At 74.4% G+C, this 13,429-nt stretch carries 10 protein-coding genes and 1 rRNA gene; 10 read left to right on the plus strand and 1 reads right to left on the minus strand.

Annotated features, from left to right (window positions below):
* The 4 genes from rrf to ACIBZJ_RS19200 form a co-directional block, all read left to right on the plus strand.
* A 5S ribosomal RNA gene (rrf, locus tag ACIBZJ_RS19185) occupies positions 1-97 on the plus strand; the annotation flags it as partial.
* Between the two features lie 1,723 nt (positions 98-1,820).
* Positions 1,821-3,443, plus strand: a complete 1,623-nt coding sequence (locus ACIBZJ_RS19190) for a hypothetical protein (protein ID WP_395931283.1) — start codon at positions 1,821-1,823, stop codon at positions 3,441-3,443.
* 63 nt (positions 3,444-3,506) lie between these two features.
* The gene (locus ACIBZJ_RS19195) at positions 3,507-4,064 is read left to right on the plus strand and encodes a tetratricopeptide repeat protein (RefSeq protein ID WP_395931285.1); all 558 of its coding nucleotides are present in this window, start codon (positions 3,507-3,509) and stop codon (positions 4,062-4,064) included.
* Complete coding sequence (locus ACIBZJ_RS19200; RefSeq protein ID WP_395931287.1) at positions 4,061-5,116, plus strand: HAD-IIA family hydrolase; 1,056 nt, start codon at positions 4,061-4,063, stop codon at positions 5,114-5,116. The genes ACIBZJ_RS19195 and ACIBZJ_RS19200 overlap by 4 nt, the downstream gene beginning before the upstream one ends.
* A 173-nt stretch (positions 5,117-5,289) precedes the next feature.
* Here ACIBZJ_RS19200 and ACIBZJ_RS19205 read toward each other — a convergent pair whose 3' ends face one another.
* A complete protein-coding gene (locus tag ACIBZJ_RS19205; RefSeq protein ID WP_395931289.1) occupies positions 5,290-5,628 on the minus strand; it encodes an SCP2 sterol-binding domain-containing protein in 339 nt (112 codons plus the stop codon).
* 254 nt (positions 5,629-5,882) lie between these two features.
* Between ACIBZJ_RS19205 and ACIBZJ_RS19210 the strand changes: the two genes are divergently transcribed.
* The 6 genes from ACIBZJ_RS19210 to eis all read left to right on the plus strand — a co-directional run bounded on the left by ACIBZJ_RS19210 (position 5,883) and on the right by eis (position 13,296).
* A complete protein-coding gene (locus ACIBZJ_RS19210) occupies positions 5,883-7,724 on the plus strand; it encodes a phasin family protein (RefSeq protein ID WP_395931291.1) in 1,842 nt (613 codons plus the stop codon).
* A 608-nt stretch (positions 7,725-8,332) separates the two neighbouring features.
* The gene (locus tag ACIBZJ_RS19215; protein WP_395931293.1) at positions 8,333-8,539 is read left to right on the plus strand and encodes a hypothetical protein; all 207 of its coding nucleotides are present in this window, start codon (positions 8,333-8,335) and stop codon (positions 8,537-8,539) included.
* Between the two features lie 10 nt (positions 8,540-8,549).
* A complete protein-coding gene (locus ACIBZJ_RS19220; protein WP_395931295.1) occupies positions 8,550-9,350 on the plus strand; it encodes a TlyA family RNA methyltransferase in 801 nt (266 codons plus the stop codon).
* 28 nt (positions 9,351-9,378) lie between these two features.
* The gene (locus ACIBZJ_RS19225; RefSeq protein ID WP_395931297.1) at positions 9,379-10,299 is read left to right on the plus strand and encodes an NAD kinase; all 921 of its coding nucleotides are present in this window, start codon (positions 9,379-9,381) and stop codon (positions 10,297-10,299) included.
* 10 nt (positions 10,300-10,309) lie between these two features.
* A complete protein-coding gene (gene recN, locus ACIBZJ_RS19230; protein ID WP_395931299.1) occupies positions 10,310-12,079 on the plus strand; it encodes a DNA repair protein RecN in 1,770 nt (589 codons plus the stop codon).
* On the plus strand, positions 12,076-13,296 hold the full coding sequence (gene eis, locus ACIBZJ_RS19235; protein ID WP_395931301.1) for an enhanced intracellular survival protein Eis: 1,221 nt from the start codon (positions 12,076-12,078) through the stop codon (positions 13,294-13,296). Before recN ends, eis begins: the two co-directional genes overlap by 4 nt.
* The last annotated feature ends 133 nt before the right edge of the window (positions 13,297-13,429 follow it).

Here is a 13,429-nt window from a genome sequence, read left to right on the forward strand (position 1 = left end):
GGAAACGCCCGGTCCCATTCCGAACCCGGTAGCTAAGCTTCTCAGCGCCGATGGTACTGCACTGGTGATGGTGTGGGAGAGTAGGACGCCGCCGGACTTTACTTAAAGTAACGCCGCTGCCGACCTCGGCAGCGGCGTTACTGCTATATGGGGACCTGCCGGTGTGGTGGCACCCACGGGATGGGTCGGACGACCATGCCCAGTACGTTGTGAACCGGAGGTGGAGAGTGGCCGACGCAGGCGGGTACGGACGCGGCGACGCGCAGGGTGACGACCGGCGGGGCGACCGTCAGGGTGGTCCGCGCGGTGGTGGGCGTCGTCCCTCCGGTGGCGCCGGCTCCTCATCCGCCGGGCGAGGCCAGTCCCCACGCACCGGCACGTCCCGCGGCGGTCATTCTCCTCGCGCCGGTGGAGGCGCCCGGGGCACAGACGGTCCGCGCGCCGGTCGCCCCTTCCGCGACGGCGACGCTTCCCGCGGTCCAGACGCCCGCGGCGGACGTCCTTTCCGCGACGGTGACGCCTCCCGCGGTGGTCAGTCCCGCGGCGGGGACTCCCGCGGCGGCTATTCCTCCCCTGGGGACGACGCGCCCCGCGGTGACGGCCCCCGCGGTGGGCGTCCGACCGGCGGCGGTGCGCGCGATTCCCGGGGTGGCGACTCGCGAGAGGGCCGCGGACGTCCGGGCGGATCGCATTCCGGAGACGGCTTCGCAGGCCGGAGCAGTTCGGGCGGTGGCGCCCGCTCGCCCCGCCCGCAAGGCGCAAGCTTCACTCGTGGCGCCCGCCCGCACGGGTCCGGCCGATCCGGAGACTCGACCGGCCGCCCGCCCTACCGCGAGAACCGCGACGATCGCCCCCGGGGCAGCGACAGCCGGCCTCCCCGTTCCGACCGGAGTGAGGGCGTCAACCGCTCCTCCGGCGACCGTCCCGGAGACCGCGGCGACCGTCCGTCCGGACGTTCGTACGAGAATCGTCCAGACCGCCCGTCGGGCGACCGCTCCTACGGCGACCGGCCGAATCGTCCCCCGAGGGACAACGATCCGCGGGACAGGGACCGTCCGTATCGGAACGACACCGCGGGGCGCGGCGACCGACCGCAAGGCGGAAACCGCCCCTTCCGCGGCGGCGACGCCGGCGCGCGCCCGTTCCGCGGCGACGGACCGCACGGCCCAGACCGTTCCGCCGGCGGCGCGCGGTCGTACGGGTCGGAGCGCGGTGACTCCTCCCGCGGGAACCGCCCGCAGGGCGGAGACCGCCCCTTCCGCGGCGGTGGCGCGAACGGCGGAGGTCGCGGCGAGCGCCCCGTCCGCAGCGATCGTCCGCAGGGAGGCGGCCAGGGCTACCGCGGCGGCGACGCCGGTCGTGGCGACCGTCCGTCGGACAGCGACCGTTCGTTCCGCAACGAGACTTCGGGACGTGGTGACCGGCCGCAAGGAGGCGGGTACCGCGATCGTCCTTACTCCGGTGGCGACGCCGGTGGCGGGCGCCCGTACCGCGGCGACCGGGACAATGCCGCCGGCCGCGGCGACCGTCCGGATCGGGGCTTTCGCAACGACCGAGCAGACAGCGCGGGCGCGGCCGAGCGTCCGTATCGCGGAGATCGGTCCGGCGGACCGGGCCGCGGTGACCGTTCCGGCGGCGCGGGCCGCGGCGACCGTCCGTTCCGCGACGACCGGTCCGGAAGTGACCGGTCGTTCCCGGGTGGCCGGGGCGGCTCGTCGGGCTACGGCGACCGCGCGGCCCGGCACGGATCCGGCGAACGTCGTCCGGACGGGCGGGGCTCCGGTCCTCGGACGACGCGGCCCGGGTCCGACGGTCCGATCGTGGTCGGTGCCACCGGGCGCGTACGTCCGGTCGGACCGGACATCCCCGTCGACATCGAGGTCCGTGAGCTCGATCGGGACGTTCGCGCGGAGCTCCGTGCGCTCCCGAAGGGGGCCGCGGACACGGTCGCACGGCATCTGGTCGCCGCCGGTCGGTTCCTCGACACCGATCCGGCCCGTGCCCTCGAGCACGCCCAGGCCGCCCGCGCGCAGGCCGGACGGATCGCGTCCGTGCGCGAGGCCGTCGGGCTCGCCGCGTATCACGCCGGCGAGTGGAAGCTCGCGATCGGCGAGCTGCGTGCGTTCCGGCGCCTGACCGGTTCCGACGTGCACCTGGCCGTGATCGCCGACTGCGAGCGTGCGCTCGGGCGGCCGGAGAAGGCCATCGAGCTGGCCGCGAGTCCGGAAGCGGCGAACCTCGACACGGAGACGCGGGTCGAGCTCCTCATGGTGGCGGCCGGCGCCCGTCAGGACGCTGGTGACCTCGACGGGGCGCTGTCCACGCTCGAGGTGCCGGAGCTCCGGGCGAACCGGGCGTCGTCGTGGCTCGCACGTCTGCGGTACGCCTACGCCGAGCTGCTGCTGACCGCCGGGAGGGTGGACGAGGCGCGGGAGTGGTTCGTGCAGTCGGCCGATGCCGACGTCGATGGGGATACCGACGCCGACGAACGCATCCTCGACCTGGACGGCGTCCTCTTCACCGACGAGGGCGACGCCTCCGACGACGACGCCTCCGACGACGACGCCTCCGACGACGAAGCCTCCGACGACGAAGCCTCCACTGGCGACCCCTACGGCTATGCCGCCACCGGCGACGGCGACGGCGAGAACCAACCGTCCGCGACGGTCCCTGCCGACGAAGAGGAAGACGCCTACGACGAAGAAGGGCTCGTGAGCGGCGACGAGCAGATCGCGGCCAACCTCAACGACGACGGCGCCGACCTCGACGGCGAGGACGCACGGCTCGGCTCCGAGGGCGATTCGCGCGCGACGGGCCGCGCGGAGGACCTCGATGACGAGGACGACGACGAGGACGCGGCGGAGTTCGCCGCCGACGGGTCCGCAGCGACGGATCGCGCCGGCGAAGACGAGCAGGCCGCCGGCCAGTCCCGCTCCGCGACCGACCTCGACGCCGGGGACGAGGGCGAAGACCTCGACCACCCGGCGCCGGCTGACGTCAGCGACGACGACTGGAACGACGACGAGGACGTGGCCGAGTCGCCCACCGACGAGGAACTAGCGGTCGAGGCGGACGACGAGTCCCCCGATGCGGTGTTCAGCGACCGGGCGGCGACCAGCCGGCCCGACCCGTCCCCGCCCAGCACCCAGACACCCCCAGCACCCGCCCCGCACGTCACCGCCCCCCAATTCGCTGCCCCTCAGTTCGCCGCTCCCCAGTTCGCCGCCCCGGATTTCGAAACCCCCGACGTCAGCCCCTCCGACGTCGACCCCTCCGACGTCAGCACCCCCGATGTCAGCCCCTTCGGCGTCAGCGCCTCCGACGTCAGCCCCTCCGACGTGAGCGGTCCCACCGCCCCAGCGGACGGTGCCGTCGTCAGCGAGGACGACCGCTCCGGCAGCAAAGACGACCGCCCCGGCGCGGCCGACCCGAACGGCGGATAGCCCCACCCCTCTTCTCGCGGCCCCATCCCGCCGCCAGCACGCGCTCACCCCGGAGGCTGACGCATGACCGAGACCCCGGAACCCGGCACGCCGACCGGAGAAGCCTACGACTGGTTCCGCCGCGGCGAGGAGCTGCTGCGCCAAGGCAACGCGGCCGCCGCCGCCCAGTTGCTCCAGCGGGCGCTCGCGGCCGAGCCGGGCTCCCGCCAGGCCCGGGAAACCCTCGCCCGCGCCCTCTTCGACGCCAAGATGTACGAGGAGGCACGCGAGCTCTTCGCCGCGATCGTCGCGGACCATCCCTCCGACGACTACGCGCTCTTCGGGCTCGGCCTGGCCGCACTCCGCTCCGGCGATCCGAAAGCCGCCGTCGAGCACCTCTCGCTCGCGGTCGCGATGAAGCCGCACGACCACCACTACGCGACCGCGCTCCGCAACGCCCGGGCGCAGAACGCCGTCGATCCGGTCGGCGGCCCGGCCACCGCAGGCATCGCCGACCTCGACGTCCCCGCGCGCTCGGACGAGCTCAACGCCCCCTCGGAACTCGAGCAGTTGCTCCGCACCTTCGAGCCCGGCCCTGACCCCGGGAAAAATCCCGGCGACGACGCGAACGGAGCCCGGTGAGCACCAACTGGCTGCCCGGCAGCGACACCCCGCTGACCACCCGGTACGACGCCGCCCTGTTCGACCTCGACGGCGTCCTGTACACGCAGGAAGAACCGATCGACCACGCGCCGGCCGGAGTGTCGGCGGCCCGTGACGCGGGTATGCGGATCGGCTTCGTCACGAACAACGCCTCCCGCCGTGCGCCGGTCGTGGTCGCCCTGCTGGCGAAGGTCGGCGTCGACGGCACCGAGGACGAGGTCGTCACCGCGGCGCAGGCGTCCGCGGCGTTGCTCGCCGAGGAACTCGCGCCCGGCACTCCGGTGCTGATCGTCGGGGCCGAGGGTCTGGCCGGCGAGATCGCCGACGTCGGCCTGCGTCCGGTCCGGTCGGCGGACGAGAACCCGGCCGCGGTCGTGCAGGGCTACTCGCGCGAGGTCGGCTGGGAGCAGCTCGCCGAGGCGGCCGTCGCGATGCGCCGGGGCGCGCGCTGGGTGGCGACCAACCGCGACGCGACGATCCCGTCCGCGCGCGGCCCCGTCCCCGGTAACGGTTCGCTGGTGGCGGCGCTGGTCACGGCCATGCGCCGCGAGCCCGACGTCGTCGTCGGCAAGCCCCACCCGCGCCTGCACCAGGAGTCGGTCCGGCGCACCGGTGCGACGCGTCCGCTGGTGATCGGCGACCGGCTCGACACCGATATGGCCGGTGCCGTGAACGGTGGCTCGGACAGTCTGCTCGTGCTCACCGGCGTCACCGAACCGGCCGACCTGCTGCGCGCGGGCGCGGGGGAGCGTCCGACGTACGTCGCGGCCGACCTGCGCGGCTTGAGCGCCGTTCACCCGGCCGTCGCGGTCAGCGCCGAAGGCGCCTCCTGCGGAGGCTGGACGGCGCGTGCGGACGGCTCCGGCCTGGTCCTCACCGACACCGGCAACGACCATGTGGACGCTCTACGAGCCCTGTCCGTGGCCGCCTGGACGCTGACCGGGGCCGACGAGTCCGACTGGTCGGGCCCGACGTCGATCAAGCCCGAAGGCCCCTCCGCCGAGGCCGCCCTCCGCGCCCTGAACCTGTAAGCCCAAGTGCCGCCCGACCGAGCGCCACCCGACCGAGCGCCGCAGGCGCGAGCGTTCTGACCTGGAGCCCGCCGAGGACGAGGCTGGCAGTCGCGCGCGAGGCCGTCGCGACCTTCAGCTGGTCTCAAGGCCTCGCGCGACTGCCAGGCTCGCCCCCTCGGCGGGCCGCCCACCTAAAGAAGTTTGCGGAGTTGGAAAAGGTCCTTCATCCCCGCCTGCACCTTCACCTTGCCCGACGCCCAGGCCTTCGCGAAGTTCAGCTCCCCGCGGCTCAGCGCGACCAGATCGTCGCTGCTCAGCGTCAGTGCGATCTGCGCCTTGGGGTCGTCGCCGTCGGCGATGTCCCGGATCGTGCCGCCGGTGATGCGGGCGTTGAATCCGGTGCCGAGGTCGGTGATCCGGCACGCCAGCGACCGGTCGAACTTCGGCGGCTCGCGGTCGCCGGTGTCGCCGGACGCGATCCGGTCGGCCACGTCCTGCAGCGCTTTGCGGCACTCTTCCAGCGTCGCCATCGTCGTGGCCCGATCCCTTCGTTGCGAGGTACCCCCGGGACGTTACCTCGGACATCACAGCCTGCGACCGCCGCGACCGGAGGGGCCTGCGGCGTGTCCGGCCGATGTGGTCGATCAGTAGGCCTTCGAAGTGGGATTCTGCGCTCTGTCAGGCGTCCGTCGACCGCAGCGGTGTGCTGTTCGCTGAGACGGACGGGTAGCGTGGGGTGACTCGGCCGCGGGGCCAACGCGGCGCAGCGGAAGGTGTTTACCCAATGCAGGATGCTCTGAAGACCTACCTCGCCCTCGCTACGGGGCTCGCCGAGGTACCCAAGAAACAGGCCAAGGCGGCTGCCAAGAAGCTCGCGAAGAGCGGTGGCGCGACCGTCGAGCAGGTTCAGGCTCTCACCGAAGACCTCCTCGCGACCAGTCTCCAGAACCGCGAGTCGCTGATCAATCTGGTTCGTGCCGAGATCGAGAAGTCCCTCAACCGGGTCGGCCTGGCCACCGCCGACGAGGTCGGCCAGCTCACCGCCCGGATCAAGGAGCTCGAGGCCGCGCTGAAGGCGGCCGGATCCGGTGACGACTCGGCCGGTGGGCCGCAGGGCGACCCGCTGGCGGCTGCGGCCTCCGGCAAGGTCGCGAAGAAGGTGGCGGCCAAGAAGGTGGCGAAGAAAGCCGCCAAGGACGCGGCTCCGGTCGCGAAGAAGGCGCCCGCCCCGGCGCCGGTGAAGGTTCCCGCGACGTCGGCGCCGGTCCCGGCGTCCGAGACCGCGACGACCAGTGGCGCCCAAGGCGACCCGCTGGCGACCGCCGCCTCCCCGGCGAAGGCCGCCAAGGCGGCGAAGGCCGTGGCTGTGCCCGCGAAGGCGGCCAAGGCGACGAAGTCCGCGCCCGCCAAGAGCGCGCCCGCCCCGGCGAAGGTCGCGCCCGCCCCGGCCAAGGGCGCGAAGGCCGCGCCGGTCCCGGCGAAGGCCGCGAAGGTTGCGTCGGCTCCGGCGAAGGCTGCGTCTACCCCGGCCAAGGGCGCGAAGGCCGCGCCCGTCCCGGCGAAAGCTGCGAAGGTGGCGTCGGATCCGGCGAAGGCTGCGTCTACCCCGGCCAAGGCTGCGAAGGTTGCGCCGGCTCCGGCCAAGGCCGCGAAGGCTGCGTCCGCCCCCGCCAAGGCTGCAAAGGTTGCGTCCGCCCCGGCGAAGGTTGCGTCGGCTCCGGCGAAGGTTGCGTCGGCTCCGGCGAAGGCGGCCCCGGCCGAGGCCGCGAAGGCTGCGCCGGCTAAGGCTGCGCCCGCCTCTTCGGACGCGGCGAAGGCGGCTCCCGCGAAGTCCGCGACGGCATCGGCGCCGGCCAAGTCGGCGGCTCCGGCTCCGGCGAAGTCCGCCGCGGCCAAGACCACCGCCACCAAGGCGACGCCGGCGACCAAGGCGACGCCCAGCCCGGCATCCGCGGCCAAGGCGACTGCCGCCAAGTCCACCGCGGCCAAGACCGCCGCCGCCAAGTCCACCGCGGTGACGGCGACGCCGGCCCCGGCCGAGGCTGCGAAGGCGACGCCGGCCAAGGAGACGCCGACCAAGAGCACGGCGGCGAAGGCCACCGCGGCGAAGGCCGCTCCGGCGAAGCCGGCGTTCACGGCCGCGACGGCGCCGGAGACCGCTCCGGCGAAGTCCGCCGCCAAGGCCGCTCCGGCCAAGTCCCCGGCCGCGAAGTCCGCCCCGGCGAAGACGACTGCCGCGAAGACCACCCCGGCCAAGACGGCACCGGCCGAGTCCGCGCCTGCCAAGTCCGCGCCGGCCAAGTCCCCGGCGGCCAAGTCCGCGCCGGCCAAGGCGACCCCCGCGGCCACCGCCGCCAAGTCCACCCCCGCCAAGTCCCCGGCGGCGAAGACCGCGCCGGCGAAGACCGCGGCCGCCAAGTCGACCGCGGCCAAGGCCACCCCCGCACCCGCCACCCCGGCGACGGCGATGCCCGCCAAGGCCGCCGACGCGGTCGCGCCCCTGACCACCAGCTCCACCAACGGCTCCTCGGCGACCGCTCCCGCGAGCTCCGCGGGTGAGAGCAACGCGTCGTCGAGCGCCACTCCCACCAACCCCGCCCCGTCCGACGGGCCGAACGCCTCGTGACGTCCGAACCGGACGCACCGCCCCCCAGCGCCACCCCCGGCAGCGCCACCCCCGGCGGCGCTATACCTGGCGCCGCCACCTCCGGCGGCGCCAACCTCGGCGGCGCTACGCCCGGCGTGGCGACCCCCGGCGGCGCGCCTGGCGCCGCCACCTCCGGCAGCGCGACCTCCGGCAGCGCGACCTCCGGCAGCGCGACCTCCGGCAGCGCGACCTCCGGCAGCGCGACCTCCGGCAGCGCGACCTCCGGCAGCGCCGCGTCGGCCTCGCCCGCGTCGGGCCCTGTGATGCGACCGGGTCCGCCCACGCCCGGTCCCACCGCGCGGCCAGGTCCGCCCAGCCCCGGTCCGGCCGCGCGGCCAGGTCCGCCCAGCCCCGGTCCGGCCGCGCGGCCAGGTCCGCCCAGCCCCGGTCCGGCCGCGCGGCCAGGTCCGCCCAGCCCCGGCCCCACCGCGCGGCCAGGTCCGCCGAACCCCGGCCCGACTGCGCCGCCAGGCCCGCCTGGCGTCGGACCGGCTGTGCGGCCAGGTCCGTCCACCCCGAGCCTGACCGCGCGGCCGGGCCGGCCCGGCTCCGGTCCGGTGTCCGGACCGGCTCCGGGCGAGCCCGGCGTGGCGGCGGGGAACACGTCCTCTCCGCTCGCGGCTCACCGCGGGCGGGCGGCCGGTGCGCCGGACGGGGAGGCGGAGGCTCAGGTCTCGGCGGTCCTGACGCAGCTCGACGACCTGGACGCCCGTCCGGTCGCCGAGCACGTCGCGGCCTACGAAACCGTCCACCGCACCCTCCAGGACACCCTCGCCGCGGTAGACGGGAGCTGACCGACCCACCGTGGCCCGACGCACACGACTGGACGCGGAGCTCGTCCGCCGCGGCCTGGCCCGCTCCCGCGAGGACGCCGCCGAGCTGATCGCTGCCGGCGCCGTCAAAGTCGACGGCCGCCCGGCCGCGAAACCGGCCACGGCCGTCGACCCGGCCAGCGCGGTGACGGTCACGGTCGAGGACGGTCCTCGGTACGTCTCCCGCGGCGCCCACAAGCTGCTCGGTGCGCTCCAGGCGTTCACGGGCCTGACCGTCGAGAAGAAGCGCTGCCTCGACGCCGGCGCGTCCACCGGGGGCTTCACCGACGTGCTGCTCCGGGCCGGTGCCGAGCGGGTCATCGCGGTCGACGTCGGCTACGGCCAGCTGGCCTGGTCGCTGCAGACCGACGACCGGGTCACGGTGATCGATCGCACGAACGTCCGCACGCTTGAACCGGAAACCATCGGCGGCCCGTGCCAAGTGACGGTGGCCGACCTGAGTTTCATCTCGCTGGGCCTGGTGCTCCCGGCTCTGGCCGCGTGCACCGAACCCGACGGCGACCTGGTCCCGATGGTCAAGCCGCAGTTCGAGGTGGGCAAGGAGCGGCTGGGCTCCGGAGGGGTGGTCCGCAACCACGAACACCGCATCGAGGCGGTGCTCGGCGTCGCGGAGACGGCTGCCACGATGGGGTTCGGCGTCGCCGGGGTGGTGGCCAGTCCGCTTCCCGGTCCGTCCGGCAACGTCGAGTTCTTTCTCTGGCTGCGCCGGGACGCCCCGCCGGTGGACCCCGCCGCGGTCCGGACCGCCGTCGAGCAAGCCCCAGCGCCGTAATCGCCACAGGCAGGGAGGCCCACCCGAGATGAATCGGCAGGCATTGATCGTCACGCACGCCGGCCGAGCGCTCAACGTGGTCCACGCACGCAGAGTGGCGGCGCAGCTCGCGGACGCGGGATTCGGCCTGCGGGTACTGACCGACGAGGCACCCGACTTGAACATCGACGCCCAGGTCGTCCGTCCGGACGAGAAGGCGGCGGTGGGTGCCGAGATCGTGCTCGCGCTCGGCGGCGACGGGACGCTCCTTCGCGCGGCAGCTCTCGCACGTCCCTCCGGTGTTCCCCTGCTCGGCGTAAATCTCGGGCGGGTGGGGTTCCTGGCGGAGACGGAGGCCGAGCACCTGGAGGAGACCGTCCGGCGGGTCGTCGCCGAGGATTACGCCGTCGACGAGCGGATGACGCTGGACCTCACGGTGGGCAGGCCCGACGGGACCACCGCGCACGGGTGGGCGCTCAACGAGGCCTCTGTGGAAAAAGCCATGCGCGAGCGGATGCTCGAGGTGATGGTGTCGATCGACGGCCGTCCGCTCTCGCGCTGGGGGTGCGACGGGGTGGTCTGCGCGACGCCGACCGGTTCCACCGCGTATGCGTTCTCGGCCGGAGGGCCGGTCGTCTGGCCCGACGTCGAGGCGATGCTCGTCGTGCCGATCAGCGCTCACGCGCTGTTCGCGCGGCCGCTGGTCACGGCTCCGACCTCGACGATCATGATCGAGGTACTGGCCGACGGCGTGCCCGCGGTGGTGTCCTGCGACGGGCAGCGGGTGGTGGCGATGCCGCCCGGCAGCCGCGCGGTGATCCGCCGGGGGAGCGACCCGGTGCGGGTGGTCCGGATGAGCCCGCGTCCGTTCACCGACCGCCTGGTCGCGAAATTCGGCCTCCCGGTCCAGGGGTGGCGGGGCGACGCCGAAGCGGCCCGCAACGAGCGGGCTGTCGGTGGGGCTGGGTAGCCTCAGCGACGTGCTGGAGGAAATCCGAATCACCGGACTGGGCGTCATCGAAGACGCGACGCTGGAGCTCGTTGACGGATTCACCGTCGTCACCGGGGAAACCGGTGCCGGCAAGACGATGGTCGTGGCCGGTCTCGGCCTGCTCTTCGGCGGCCGTGCCGACGCCGGGCGGGTCCGCCGGGGCACCGGCCGGGCGCTGGTCGAGGGCCGGTTGCGGTTCGAGCCCGACGACCCGGCCCAGAAGCTCGTGCTCGATCGGGTGGCCGAGGCCGGTGCCGCGCCCGACGACGACGGCACGCTGCTGCTCGCCCGCAGCGTCGCCGCCGAGGGGCGCTCTCGCGCGCACGTCGGCGGGCGCACGGTGCCGGTTGGTCTGCTCGGCGAGCTGGCCGAGCAGATGCTGGCCGTGCACGGGCAGTCCGATCAGCTGCGGCTGCTCTCGGCGGCCGAGCAGCGCGCGGCGCTCGACCGGTACGCCGGCGAAGAGGTCACCCGGTTGCGGTCGCAGACCGCCGAGCAGTACCAGGCCTGGCGGGCCGTTTCCGCCGAGCTGCTCGACCGTACGAACCGGGCCCGCGAGCGCAGCCAGGAGGCCGACGCGCTGCGTTTCGGCCTCTCCGAGGTCGAGGCCGTCAACCCGCTGCCGGGCGAAGACGAGGAGCTCAAGGCCGAGTCGAAACGACTCGAGCACGCCGAGGAGCTGCGGATCGCCGCCTACACCGCGCACCAGGCCCTGGCTGGAGACCCGACGACCGACATGGAGTCCGCCGACGTCGCGGCGCTGCTCGGGGTGGTCCGGCGGTCGCTGTCCGGTGTGTCCGCTCACGACGCGACGCTGGCCGATGCGGCGCGCCGCGCCGACGAACTGGCCGCACTCTGCGGCGAGCTGGGCACCGAACTGGCTTCCTACACCGACAATTTGGACGCTGATCCCGCCCGGCTCGCGGCGGTGCACGAGCGTCGCGCCCAGCTGGCCGGCCTGACCCGCAAGTACGCCGACTCGATCGACGGCGTGCTGGCCTGGGCGCAGCAGGCGGCCGCGAAGCTCGACGACCTCGACACGTCCGAGGAGGCGCTCGACGCGTTGCGCGTCCGCCGCGACGAGCTGGCGGCGGAGCTCGCGAAGACCGCGGCGGCGCTGTCGGGCGCCCGGTCGGCCGCCGCCGAGCGGTTCGGCGAGCAGGTCACCGCCGAGCTCACCGGGCTCGCGATGCCGCACGCCCGGGTCGTCGCGGCGGTGTCCCAGAAAGAGGTCGCCGAGGGCGTTCCGTCCGTCGTCGTCGACGGCAGGAGGCTGGCGGTCACCACCGAGGGCGTCGACGAGGTCGAGCTGCGGCTGGCGTCGCACCCGGGCGCTCCGGAATTGGCTTTGCACCGCGGCGCGTCCGGTGGTGAGCTCTCCCGCGTGATGCTCGCGATCGAGGTGGTGTTCGCCGGTGCCGGTGGCCCGCCGACGATGGTCTTCGACGAGGTCGACGCCGGGGTCGGCGGCCGGGCCGCGGTCGAGATCGGTAAACGGCTGGCCCGGCTGGCGCGCACGCACCAGGTGCTGGTCGTGACGCACCTGCCGCAGGTGGCCGCGTTCGCTGACCACCACGTCGTCGTGGTGAAGGACTCGGACGGCTCGGTCACGACGAGCGGGCTGCGGTCGCTTCCGGAGGGCGAGCGTCCGCGCGAACTGGCCCGGATGCTGGCCGGTCTCGACGACAGCGATCTCGGCATCGCGCACGCGGAGGAACTGCTCGCGGTGGCCCGCGCCGAGAAAGACGCCGCGGCATGACGATCGAGGTCGTCCGGCTCACGCTCGAGGACGAGCGGTTCATCCAGCACGGCGCGCATCTGCTGCGGACGGCGTTCGGCGGTGACCCGTCCGGCGGCGAGGAGCGGGGCGTGCGCTACCGGCGTGCGGTCGAGCGCGACGTGGTGTTCGCCGCGGTCGAGGGCCGCGAGTTGCTCGGCGTCACGACGATCCGGCGGTACCGGCAGTGGTTCGCGGGACGCGACCTGGCGATGGGTGGCATCTCGTCGGTCGCGGTGGCGGCGCACGCGCGGCGCCGGGGCGTCGCCCGGAAGCTGCTGAGCCGGGCGACCGAGCAGATGCACGACGACGGGCAGCCGGTGAGCACGCTGTACCCGTCGATCCCGCCGGCGTACCGGGCGTTCGGCTGGGAGGTGGCGGGCGTGTTCGCCCGCATCGATCTCCCGGTGGCGGTGCTGGCGTCGGCCGGTGCGGCCGGTCCGGCCGGGGCCGGGCCGCGGGAGACGGTCACGCTCCGGGCGCTCGACCGCGAGGAACCGGCCGAGGCCGACCTCACGGCGATCCACGCGCTCTACACCGCTGCGGCGAGCCCGGCGGTGGGCCCGCTGACCCGGACCGGCCCGCTGTTCGACCCGGCCGAGCCCGCGGCACTGGACGGCGTGGTGATCGCGTCGGTCGGCGGCGTCGACGCCGGGTACGTGAGCTGGTCGCGGCAAGGCCACTCGGAGGAGCCCGCGCGGCTCGACGTGTTCGACCTGATCGCCGACCGGCCCGACGTGCGTGACGCGCTGCTGACCGCGGCCGGGTCGTGGCGGACGTCGATCCGCAGCGCGCGGGTCCGGCTGGCCGACCCGGCGGTGGCCGGGCTGGGGCTGCCGCGCGGCGGGCGCGCGGAGTACGAGCCGTGGATGCTGCGGCTGATCGACATGGAGTCCGCGGTCGCCGAGCGCGGGTTCGGGCCGCTCGGCGCGTCGGTGGACCTCGAGGTCACCGACCCGCAGGCGCCGTGGAACTCCGGGGCGTGGCAGCTCTCGGTCACCGACGGGCGCGGAAAGCTGACCCGTGGCGGCACCGGCGCGGTGCGGATCGGCTCGCGGGGGCTGGCCGCGGTGTTCACCGGGTACGTGGGTGCGGCGGCGTTGCGGAGTGCGGGTCTGGCCGAGGGCGACGAGGACGCGCTGGCGCGGCTGGCGGCGATGTTCGCGGGCCCGACGCCCTGGATGCTCGACGAGTTCTGAGCCGCGCGGCCGGCCCGATGGGGCCGGGCGGCCGGCGTGCCTCCTCGCGCGCAAGAAGGCACCAGAAGGGCGGTTATTTCCCAAAAAAACTTCTAGGGGCCTTTGTGGGGGTTTGCGAGATCAGGCGCGTCGC

This window comes from Cryptosporangium sp. NPDC051539 (genome assembly GCF_044454545.1).
Lineage (GTDB): Bacteria > Actinomycetota > Actinomycetes > Mycobacteriales > Cryptosporangiaceae > Cryptosporangium.

Coding starts and splice junctions, on each gene's coding strand:
- eis (WP_395931301.1), top strand. CDS start 12,076: ATGACGATCGAGGTCGTCCGGCTCACGCTCGAGGACGAGCGGTTCATC.
- ACIBZJ_RS19205 (WP_395931289.1), bottom strand. CDS start 5,628: ATGGCGACGCTGGAAGAGTGCCGCAAAGCGCTGCAGGACGTGGCCGAC.
- ACIBZJ_RS19210 (WP_395931291.1), top strand. CDS start 5,883: ATGCAGGATGCTCTGAAGACCTACCTCGCCCTCGCTACGGGGCTCGCC.
- ACIBZJ_RS19195 (WP_395931285.1), top strand. CDS start 3,507: ATGACCGAGACCCCGGAACCCGGCACGCCGACCGGAGAAGCCTACGAC.
- ACIBZJ_RS19225 (WP_395931297.1), top strand. CDS start 9,379: ATGAATCGGCAGGCATTGATCGTCACGCACGCCGGCCGAGCGCTCAAC.